General features: G+C 45.6%; 10 protein-coding genes and 3 pseudogenes. 8 read left to right on the forward strand and 5 right to left on the reverse strand.

The annotated features are described in order from the left end of the window. Positions 1-394, forward strand: a 394-nt coding sequence (locus tag CPT76_RS09410; protein ID WP_146116283.1) for an SDR family NAD(P)-dependent oxidoreductase, incomplete at its 5' end; no start/stop codon positions are given. On the opposite strand, the pseudogene CPT76_RS09420 reads toward CPT76_RS09410, so the two are convergent. Both CPT76_RS09420 and CPT76_RS09425 read right to left on the reverse strand, forming a co-directional pair. Next, positions 275-1,822 (reverse strand): annotated as a pseudogene (locus tag CPT76_RS09420) (spore germination protein). The gene CPT76_RS09410 and the pseudogene CPT76_RS09420 overlap by 120 nt on opposite strands. A gap of 117 nt (positions 1,823-1,939) precedes the next feature. Then, a complete protein-coding gene (locus CPT76_RS09425; RefSeq protein WP_105442734.1) occupies positions 1,940-2,494 on the reverse strand; it encodes a TetR/AcrR family transcriptional regulator in 555 nt (184 codons plus the stop codon). 171 nt (positions 2,495-2,665) lie between these two features. Between CPT76_RS09425 and CPT76_RS09430 the strand changes: the two genes are divergently transcribed. The 5 genes from CPT76_RS09430 (at position 2,666) to CPT76_RS09445 (ending at position 5,547) form a co-directional block, all read left to right on the forward strand. Beyond that, the gene (locus CPT76_RS09430) at positions 2,666-3,403 is read left to right on the forward strand and encodes an SDR family oxidoreductase (protein WP_105442735.1); all 738 of its coding nucleotides are present in this window, start codon (positions 2,666-2,668) and stop codon (positions 3,401-3,403) included. A 99-nt stretch (positions 3,404-3,502) separates the two neighbouring features. Beyond that, positions 3,503-3,982 carry a carboxymuconolactone decarboxylase family protein gene (locus tag CPT76_RS09435; protein ID WP_105442736.1) on the forward strand — a complete coding sequence of 160 codons (480 nt, stop codon included), beginning with the start codon at positions 3,503-3,505 and terminating at the stop codon, positions 3,980-3,982. Between the two features lie 355 nt (positions 3,983-4,337). Further along, positions 4,338-4,709, forward strand: coding sequence for a MerR family transcriptional regulator (locus CPT76_RS09440; RefSeq protein ID WP_105442737.1), 372 nt, complete (start codon positions 4,338-4,340; stop codon positions 4,707-4,709). 41 nt (positions 4,710-4,750) lie between these two features. After that, a complete protein-coding gene (locus tag CPT76_RS39285) occupies positions 4,751-4,915 on the forward strand; it encodes a hypothetical protein (protein WP_258168611.1) in 165 nt (54 codons plus the stop codon). Then, on the forward strand, positions 4,837-5,547 hold the full coding sequence (locus tag CPT76_RS09445) for an NAD(P)-dependent oxidoreductase (RefSeq protein WP_258168612.1): 711 nt from the start codon (positions 4,837-4,839) through the stop codon (positions 5,545-5,547). Before CPT76_RS39285 ends, CPT76_RS09445 begins: the two co-directional genes overlap by 79 nt. Positions 5,548-6,355: 808 nt before the next feature. Here the strand turns inward: CPT76_RS09445 and CPT76_RS36580 are convergent. Next, positions 6,356-6,535, reverse strand: a complete 180-nt coding sequence (locus CPT76_RS36580; RefSeq protein ID WP_146116194.1) for a DUF6241 domain-containing protein — start codon at positions 6,533-6,535, stop codon at positions 6,356-6,358. A gap of 288 nt (positions 6,536-6,823) precedes the next feature. On the opposite strand from CPT76_RS36580, the gene CPT76_RS09455 reads away from it, so the two are divergent. Next, positions 6,824-7,807, forward strand: a complete 984-nt coding sequence (locus CPT76_RS09455) for a CgeB family protein (RefSeq protein ID WP_105442738.1) — start codon at positions 6,824-6,826, stop codon at positions 7,805-7,807. Here the strand turns inward: CPT76_RS09455 and CPT76_RS09460 are convergent. Further along, positions 7,800-8,417, reverse strand: coding sequence for a polysaccharide deacetylase family protein (locus CPT76_RS09460; RefSeq protein WP_105442739.1), 618 nt, complete (start codon positions 8,415-8,417; stop codon positions 7,800-7,802). The two genes, CPT76_RS09455 and CPT76_RS09460, sit on opposite strands and share 8 nt — an antisense overlap. A gap of 85 nt (positions 8,418-8,502) precedes the next feature. On the opposite strand from CPT76_RS09460, the pseudogene CPT76_RS42450 reads away from it, so the two are divergent. Further along, positions 8,503-9,180, forward strand: a pseudogene (locus tag CPT76_RS42450) (DUF3880 domain-containing protein); the annotation flags it as partial. Between the two features lie 53 nt (positions 9,181-9,233). Here CPT76_RS42450 and CPT76_RS09465 read toward each other — a convergent pair. Next, a pseudogene (locus CPT76_RS09465) lies at positions 9,234-10,567 on the reverse strand (penicillin-binding transpeptidase domain-containing protein); the annotation flags it as partial.

The raw sequence follows: 10,567 nt of genomic DNA on the forward strand, positions 1-10,567 counted from the left end.
TTTCCTCGGGACGCACGAGATTATTAGAAGTTTCCTGCCGAAACTCGCTGAAAATGGAAAAATCGTGAACATCACGATACCGATTCAGCCGACTAATTTCTGGCATCCGCTCGCTTATCAGACCAGTAAGGCCGCACAAAATGTGATGGCGATGAATTACGCACTTGAGTTCAAAAATACGGGCAGCAGCAAACAGATTTTTGGCGTCATGCCTGGCGGTGTGGCAACGGATCTCAACGGACTGACCGCTGGCGCGTTTGATGGCTACATCAAATCAGCTGAAGAAGCAGGTGAGCTCATCGCGAAACTCGCGCTTGACACGGAAAACCACAACGGTCAGATGATTCAACATGACGGGAAAATCGTTACAGATTACGAAGTGCAAATACACTGATAACTGAACAAATCCAGGCAGAATATGGTATATCAATAAATTTATATTTCTTTTAAAACCGTCGAATGGGGCAATAGGGCTTAAGTACGGCGTTCCAAAAGACTCTAGCGAGACCAAATGGATCAACATGAAAATCATGCCGAAAGCAAAGCCTACAAAGCCGAGCACGCCTGAAATGAACATCAGTAGGTACCGGATGATCCGAAAGGGAAGTGCGGCGCTATATCATGGGATCATGTAAGTTGCGATACCCGTTAAAGAAATCACAATGATGATCGGCGTAGAAATGATGCCGGCTTCAACGGCAGCCTGGCCGATGATCAGTGCACCTATAATGCTCATGACTGGGCCGAGTTGATTGGGAATATGAACCCCGGCTTCTTGCAGTCCGTCGAATATGATCATCATAAGGAGCATTTCGATTACGGTCGGAAATGGTGATTGTTCTCTGGCGGTTGCAATACTGATCGTGAGTGTTCTGGGGATCATCTCCGGATGGAAGGTTGATAGCGCTACGTATAAAGCAGGGAGGGAAAATGAAATAAAAGTCATCAAGAATCGGATGAACCGAATTAAAATGACGAATATAAACCTCTCAAAATAATCGTCCGCCGATTGAAGACCTGACCAGAAAGTCACCGGAAGAATGAGGGCAAACGGAGTTCCGTTCGTGAGGAGAGCGATCTTTCCCTCTAATAAACTTGCAGTGACGATATCCGGACGCTCGGTATTTTGGATTTGCGGGAAAATAGAAAAAGAACTCTCTTCGAGCCATTCTTCGATATAGGCGGAATCAATGATGCCGTCAATCTCGATTTTGCCAAGCTTATCTCTTACTTCCGTTAATACGTTCTCACCTGCAATTCCTTGCATGTAAGCAAGAACCACTTCGGTTTGCGTATATTTGCCTACTGTACACGTTTCCATCTTCAAATACGGATGAATGATTCTTCGCCTAATCAGTGACATATTCGTGTGGATATCTTCAACAAATCCTTCCTTGGATCCGCGCAAGGTCGATTCCTTTTTGGGCTCCTCAATGCTTCTCGTCTTATAGCCCTGGGCCTGAACGGATAGCGCAGATGCTTCTCCTTCCACCAATATGCCCAGACTTCCCTGCAGAATGTGATGGACCAGGTCTTCCAGCGATTTGTCCTTTTTTACGTCGGTTAATGGAAGCCATTCGCGGCCGAACATCTCGCCCAGAGACTGTATGCGATCTATGCCTTGCGGCAGTCCGTTGAATAGAAGCGGCTTTAGTATGTTATCCTCTACGCTTTGCAGGCGGGTCATTCCATCAAAATAGACAAGTAAAAGTAAAGTTTGGTCCCTTAACCTAAAAGAACGGAATACGATATCCGAGCAATGATCGAATTCTTTCCTGAGACTGGCTTCATTAACTTCAATGCTTGTACTTATGGTATTCATGGAAATTCTCCCCCCCTCCCGGGGTATTATAAACTCGGTAACGGAATCCTATTCCATAAGGTCTAAATTGCTCCTGTGAGCCCGATTAAGGGCCCACGGGGGCTTTTTTGAGCTCAGCTATAAACCAGGTTTTTCTCGAATAAATTTCTCACCTGATCGGCCATGAATTGAGTGGATTGCGGCATTTTGTTTTCGGATCCACCACTCAACAATGCCAATAAAGGCAGAAGCCATGAACTGGGCTTGCATTTCATTGGCGATAGGATTCGAACTGTTCATCTTGGCCATCATATTGTCCGAAAGGAAGTTAAGCAGCCGGTCCCTGAACAGAAAAACTCTTTCGTTGGCAAACATCGCAGAGAAAAACGGATAATGGTCGCTGAAGTAGTCAAATACAGGCTTGTACTCAGTACCTATACCCGGACTGCTTATTTCCCTTTTCTTGCACAACGTGATTATTTCATTGATGTGATCTTCAATACATTTGTCGAGTAGATCGTACTTGTCGCTATAATGCAGATAAACGGTGCCGCGGTTTACGTTTGCCCGATCCGCTATTTCGTTAATCGTGATCTGTTCAAAATTTTTTTCCGAAAAAAGCTCGAGGAACGAATTCTTGATGGATTGCTTTGTGCGGAGAATGCGGCGGTCAGTTTTTATAGCCTTTTCCATTATTCGGGATACCTCTTCTTCAGATAATCAACAAAACTTAAGAGATTGTTGGATATGAAACAAATTCTATTCGATCAACCATTGAGGATGAAAGGCTTCTGTCTATAATTTAAATCAACGGCCGTTAAATATTCAACGTATATTAAAATAGATCATAAGGAGCCAACAACAATGGAAAATATAAAAAACAAAGTCGTTATCATTACCGGAGCATCCAGCGGAATAGGGGAAGCGGCAGCAAAGCTGTTAGCGAAGCATGGAGCAAAAATCGTATTGGCAGCCAGGAGAGAGGATCGCCTTCAAACAATTGTTAATGACATTAAACAAGCTGGCGGGGAAGCTGTTTCGGTAAAAGCGGACGTTGTTTCCGCTGAAAACATGAAGGATCTAGCCAAATTCGCTTTGGAAACGTATGGCCGAATTGATGTATTGGTAAACAATGCAGGGGTTATGCCAAGCTCGAGACTAAATGAATTAAGAGTGGATGAGTGGAATCAAATGATCGATGTGAACATCAAGGGCGTTTTACATGGAATTGCTGCAGTTCTACCCGTCATGAGGAAGCAGCAGTCGGGTCATATCATTAACTTGTCCTCTACCTCCGGTTATCAGGTATCTGCTACATCCGCCGTATATGCGGCTACAAAGTTTGCGGTCAGAGCGATTTCGGAAGGTTTGCGTCTGGAAGAATCTCCAGCCTCCCATATTAGATCAACGGTGATTGCGCCGGGTCTGACGAAGACTGAACTTTTTGACAGTATAACCAGTCCGGAGGTACAGGTTCTGGCAAGTCAGATAAGCGGTATGGGAATTTCCCCATACAGCATAGCAAGAGCTATCGCGTTTGCAATCAATGAACCGGACGATACCTTAATCAGCGAAATTATGGTTCGCCCAACCGCGTTATAAAGCGAAAAAAATGATTCGAACTAAAAACATTCCGGATGTGTCACAAATTTAATTTGTCCATTGTCTTAGAAGTGTAAAACAAAAGAGGAGGAATTCAAAATGACACAGCGTTTAAATTATATGCAGCAATCTCCGGAGCTTTTCAAAAAAATGATGGAATTCAGCAATGCGGAGAAAGGAAGCTCAGTGGAGGAAAAGATCCTGGATCTTGTTCACATCAGAGCTTCCCAAATGAACGGATGCGGATTCTGTCTGGACATGCACGTCAAGCAGGCGAAAATCAACGGGGAGAGCGAGCTTCGTCTGTATCATGTTTCGATCTGGAGAGAATCTACTCTCTTCGAACCTCGCGAAAGAGCTGCGCTGGCTTGGACGGAGGTTCTGACACATCTGCCCGAGCATGGAGTATCGGACGAGATTTATAATCGTGTACGCGAGTATTTAACGGAGAAAGAAATCTCCGATCTGACTTTCTCGGTTATGGCGATCAATGCCTGGAACCGGATCAACGTGGCCTTTAAACAAGTGCCTGGGTCGGCAGACGCCGCATATGGATTAAGTAAAGCAGGTTTGAGCTAATCGGAAAGTTAATGGGGTTAAGAAAAATGAGCCGATGTTTCGGCTCTTTTCTTTTTTTGCGAACATGCCACATAACCGGCAGCCATTGCCACAAAAGAATTTCTTCTACTGTGGCAAGGGAGCAAATTTAAATGGGTGTGGAAGGTCAGCTATCCATCTTATGGATAGCCTCCTATCCGATTGAAAGGCGTATGTATCGGACCTAGCAACAAGCGTATTCTTCGGACCTTAGAACTTCCAAGAAACTGTTGCCTTAAACTTATGTTTAAGGTGTACTATGAATATAAACTTCTCTCTGGTTGTGGGAGTCATATAAATCGGAGTATTTTTTCTTTCAGGAAATGGAGGTGTCGAGGTGAGTTTATCCATTAAAGAGGCTTCGGAACGGCTGGGGATTCCTCCCCATACCATCCGATTTTATGAAAGGAAAGGGTTGCTGCCATTTCTTCAACGCGACCCTTACGGAAATCGAATTTTTGAAGAGAGGGACATGGAATGGATCAACCTGATGATATGGTTTCGGGCCACAGGGATGACCGTCGCCGAATTAGAAGAATTCGTGGAGCTAGCCGTCCAGGGAGATTCGACCATTCCGCAAAGGCAGGATTTGCTGGAAAAACACAAGCGGAAGCTTCAAGAAAGGCAGCGGGAGCTCGATAGAGCGTTTGAAGCGGTCAATATGAAACTGGCCAAATATGCGGAAATTCAAAACGGAGAAAGGAAGTGAAGGGTGCGATGACACCTATTGGATTTATCGGTTTGGGGAATATGGGGCAAGCTATGGCTCTTAAATTTGATCAAAAGCCGGTTCAAACTTTCGAGTATACAATCGAACAGCAGACAAAGCTGCACCTCTGGTCGCGCTCGGGGCCGAATCCGTCTCCAGACCAAGCGAAGCAGCTGCAAAGGGAAGTATCGTCATTACTATGGTGACCGACGATGCTGCGCTCGAAAATATTGTGCGGAGCGAAGGATTTATGGAACGGCTTGGACAAGGAGGCCTCCATCTCTCGATGAGTACCGTTTCACCCGCCACCTCCCGGATGCTCGCCGATTTCCATGACGCAAACGGGAGTCATTATGTTGAAGCGCCGGTTTTTGGTCCGCCTGAAGCGGCTGCCGCGCGAAAACTATGGATCTGCGTCACGGGATCGAAGGAGGCAAAGAAACGAGCTTGGCCGCTTCTGGATGCGATGGGGCAAGGGATTTTCGATTTCGGTGAAAAGATCGGCTCAGCCTTAATCGTCAAGATTTGCGGCAACTTCATAAGCTTTACGGCCATGGAGGCCATGATGGAGGCATGCAGAATGGCGCAGAAAAACGGAATCGATCCGTCGGAAATGATGGAAATGCTTTCCCGCACCATGTTTACCGCTCCGGTGTATCAAAATTTTGGCAAATATATTGCGCTTCATACCGAACAAATTACGTTGCCAGGTCTCCCGAACAGCTGGATTGCCGGCAAAGACATGAGGTTATTCAAGGAGAGGGCGGTGCTGGCGGGAACGGAGGCGCCACTCGCTAATTTATTATACGATCTATTTAGCGAAGTTCCTTCTCCTTAACAGTCGGAAAAATACTGCAAGGGAAGAATGAATTTTTCCGAATGGTGTCTAAGTTCCCGAGGGGGGATACATATGTACATATGTCGAGGGACAAGAACATGGTCCCATTGAAAGTCGCTATTAGAGCGGCTTTTTTATGTTATCGGTACAAGTTCTCGTCCAGAGCCAAGGACAAGAACTTGTACCGATTGCCGTAAAGGACAAGAACATAGTCCGATTACCTCGCTGGCAGGTTAAGATTAGGAACTGGTACAAATCCGGACTCCTTCGCGATCCAGTCTTCACCTGGTTTATAGTTTAGTCCAGCATAGAGCAGTTTGCTGTTGCCAATTGCTCCTATCGGATGAGGGGGAAAGTGGAGGATCCACACCTATGGAGACGTTTGGAAGAGGCTGCCTGTGGCTCATTCTTGGAACATTAGGATTGTTGCTGGTCGCTTTTATTACTCGGAGTACGATTAATATTCCGTGGTTCATATTTATCCCAATTGCGATTCTCGTCTTCTGGGTGGCTTCAAAGAAAAGCAACTAATGAGATAAGATTGTTTCGCTTTACTAGCATAGTACCACAATTTCACGACGAATTTCACATGAAGAGAACAGTTTAACAGAGACAAGCTGTTCTTGTCCCTCGACACTTTCATAGTGAGGCCTGCACGTTTAAATATGCTGTCTAAACTAAATACCACTGACTAAATCTATAGATAAATTACACTGATCTTAGCTTAATTGAAGAAAGGCAACCAATCGTTTCTGACCTGCTTCCTAAAAAAGCCGATATAATAGCGACTCTTTATGTGCAGGCTTCCTTATTCTTTACAAAACGTATCCTTGATGAATTCCTTTTCCTCTTTCTGCGTAAGAATGCCTTTTGCCTTCCCGATCGATCCATTTTCAATCATCCACAAAAAGTTGTGATCATCATCGACCGTAGAGAAGTCGCCATCCATTTCTTCGCGATATCGAGCATCCTTGCGTAATTGATCCAACTCGTCCCCTTAACTTAAATGATCTGTTCCAGCAGCTTCACCCGTTCCGGCGTCATTTCAATCGAGCCCCATTAATATCACGTCTATAGTCTAGGCCCTCATCAGAATTAGGCAAATAAATAGCGGCCGAAGTCTTTGGAAATATATCGGTAACGTCCGACAGTGAACGATTTTCCAAGTGTAACTAAAATATCTATAGGGTAATTTTAGGGGATTAGGTTGCCGCCTATTTCACCCGGGCCAATGGTGAATATAATGTGATATCTATACCATCTAAAGGAGTGCGATATGGCTGTTTATCGGATATTGTTTTTGGAGACCCACCCAATGTGGATTTATGGATTACCCAAAGGATTTGAAAAATTAGGACATCAAGTAAAAACATGCAAACCGAGCAAGAAAGCGGAACAACTGATCAAGCAATTCAAACCGACTCTTATTATGGCCATAGGGTGGACACCTGCAAACAGCACCCCGAGCAAACAACGCCTAATTGCCAAATTGGTCAAAATGTCGGGCGCTCCATTTGTTTATTGGTCAACCGAAGATCCTGGTTATACCGAGGATTTTTCTTTACCACTAATTCGGAGAACGAAGCCTGACTTTGTGTTTACAATTCACAGGCCCACAGTTCAAAAGTTCCGAAATAAATCTTTTCATGCGGCACATCTAGATTTCGGAAGTGATCCCGCAACCCACCGACGGTTGAAGAGCGTCAAAAAATATAAAGGAGAGGCTGCGTTAATAGCCAACGCTTATCCACAATTATATGTTCAGAAGCCTGATCACTACCGATTCAACTCATTAAGAAAGCTGGTCAACCCTCTCTTAAAAGCAGGGGTAAAGGTAGACCTCTATGGACGATATTGGGGAAATATGAAAAAAATATTTGACGCAAAAGTTCCGAAATCATCGATTCACGGTTACTTACCTTACAAGGAGGCTATTAAGGTCTACAACTCCGTAAATTTTGTCATTGGTCCGCAGAATGCGGAAGACCGGCTTACTCAAAGAACCTATGAAATTTTAGCTTCCGGCGGATTGTTGATTACTGATGATACCCCTGAGGTACGTAAATGGTTTAGACCAGGACGAGATTTGCTGGTTTCGTCTTCGGAAAAGGACACGAAAAAACTGATTCTTAAATATTCAAAGAACGCAAAGTTGAGAGAGAAAATTCGTGCAAACGCCGTTAAGGCGGCTGCCAGACATACGTATCAAAAACGGGCGGCCTATGTGATTAAGACTTTGCGGAAACACGGCATCATTTAATCTGCATGGAGAGTAGTTCTGAAACGGTGACAAATTGAAAGCCTTGTCTCTTAAGCCTTCGTATGACGCTGGGCAAAGCTTTGGCGGTTTGGCGAGCGGAATCGCTGGCATGAAACAATAGAATGTCTCCAGATTTGACGTTGGTACTGGCTCTCCGAATAATGTTTCTGATCCCGGGATTCGTCCAATCGAGTGAATCCACTTTCCAATGAATGGTTCGGTAGCCCAACTTACCTAGTAGTCGGATGACACGTTGGTCCATATCTCCATTAGGGGTTCTAATAAGACGACATTTTACACCTGTTACTCTGAGAATTTCCTTTTCTGCCTTCTTTACTTCCCGGGTAATCCATGCATTGTTGTGTTCCGTATAATTTTCATGTAGATGGCCATGGGACCCTATTTCATATCCTCTTGCTTTCACTTTTCGAGCCAATTCTGGACGTTGAACGACCCAAGGACTGGACAGGAAAAAAGTCGCTTTATTCACATGATGGTCGGACAATGTATCCAATACGGGTGTTAGAACTTTATTCCCCCAGCCCACATCAAATGTTAAGGCAATACATTTTTTCCGCGTCTTTATATTGTAAACCGCTTCGTAGGACATATATATCTTACTCCTCCCTTTTCAACATATATATGTTGATTCCGAAAATTTGATCATGTAGGTGTCTATACAGGATGGTGATGGCGTGAAAATTTTGTTTCTGGAACGAGGAAAGTTGTGGTCGTATGGATTGCCGGATGGATTACGGGATTTGGGACATCAGGTAAAGGCATCGGGCCCGGTAGTGCAAGGGAGGCTAATCCAACTGCTGACCTCTTTCAAACCTGATTTACTTGTTTCGGTAGGATGGGGACCTGATCATACTATAGTCAAACAACGATTGGTAAGAAAACTAGCAACCCGATTTAAGATTCCGCTCGTCTATTGGTCCACTGAGGACCCCAACTTCACGGATGTCTTTACGCTTCCTCTTCTCAGAAGGATGAAACCTGATCATACGTTTACAATCTCAGAGAAAACGGCAAAAAGATTCAGGAAAATGGGGTATGCGGCCGACTATTTGGATTATGCTTACCATCCGAAGGTTCATTTTCGAACCAAAATTAGGCCGAAATATCGAACAGACATTGCAGTGGTTGCGAACGCTTATCCGGATGTGCTCCGTAAATACCCCAAACTGTACCGCCGCCAATCGCTTCGCATCCTGGTCCGCCCCCTTTTGAAGCAAGGATATCAAATAGACTTTTACGGACGGAATTGGTCCCGGATGAAACCTTTTCTTGGTCGAACTATTCCCAAAAGTTCAATCAAGGGATATATCCCTTACAAAAAGGCCAACGAGGTATTTAGTTCCGCGAAAATTGTACTTGGCCTGCAAAATTATACGGACATGTTGACGCAGAGAACATTTGAAACTCCCGGACTCATCGGCGTTCCCGCTGCCGGGAACTGCCGGATGACCGAGGCACCCTTGCCAATGGACTCAAAATCGACACCGGCGTTCAGCAGCTTTTGTTTGGCGTCCTTCACCGCCAGCTTCGTCAGCGTCGGAGCCGCAGGACGTTCCACCGTCGTTTTGCCATCGGACGTTTTTTTGGTGTTTGACTTCGGCACACCCATATACGGCAGTGCTTGAGACACGATTTTTTTAAAGATAGGTGCAGCCACTTTGCCCCCACCGACATCCGGATCATTCGGCTGGTCTACAATGACAATAAGGGCGATTTTCGGATCGTTCACCGGCGCAAAACCGATAAAGGAAACGACGGATTTCGAATAATCCGGTTTTTTGTCCGGGCCGTATTTAACTGCGGTACCTGTTTTACCAGCAACGCGGTAACCTTCGATATATGCGCTTTTTCCTGTACCGATCAACCGGTCTGCCACAACTTGCTCCAGATAGCTGCTCGTTTCCTTGGCGGCTTCCGGGGTAATGACCTGCCGGACGACGTCGGTATTGGTAGATTTGATGACTTTACCATTATCCGGATCTGTGATTTCTTTTAAAATATGAGGTTTTAAAAGCTTTCCACCGTTTGCCACCGCACTGATCGCCGCCAGCTGCTGAATCGGCGTCACGGACACGCCGTGGCCGTAAGAAGCAGTTGCCACTTCGACCGGACCCGGAAGGTTGATCGTCTTGGATATTTCGCCGGGAAGCTCAATGTCTGTCTTCTGGCCGAAACCGAAGTCGTTGATATATTTCAGCAGCCGGTCTTTCCCAAGCATTTCCGAGCCCAGCTTGACAAACGCAACGTTACTGGAGCGCTTCACGCCTTCCAGGTACGTGATCTGCCCCCATCCCGAGCGGACAATGTCATGAAGGGGCGTATGAGTCCCTTTGACGTAGATTTGTCCGGACTTGTAGAGGGCGTTCGGGTTAAACAGTTTCTCCTGTACCGCACCGGCGAGTGTTACGATCTTGAACGTGGAGCCCGGCTCGTACGTAGCCTTCACGGCATAGTTGAAAAAGTCCTTCTGATCCGTCGCGGGATCCCAATACGTATTCGGGTTGAACGTCGGCAGGTTCGCCATCCCGAGAATTTCCATTGTCTTCGGATTGGCCGCAATGACCGTCATGCTGATCGGCTTGTACTGCTCATACGTTTCTTTCATCGCGTCTTCGATATAATACTGGATCGTATCGTCGATCGTCAGCCTTACATTTTTTACCATTAACAGCCGGCTTGTACACCATATTTGCTTGGGGAAGCTGGTCTCCTTGCCGGTCGCTTTCGTATTTCATTTCT

It is taken from the genome of Paenibacillus sp. AR247, from assembly GCF_002968895.1.
GTDB classification, from domain to species: domain Bacteria; phylum Bacillota; class Bacilli; order Paenibacillales; family Paenibacillaceae; genus Paenibacillus_AQ; species Paenibacillus_AQ favisporus.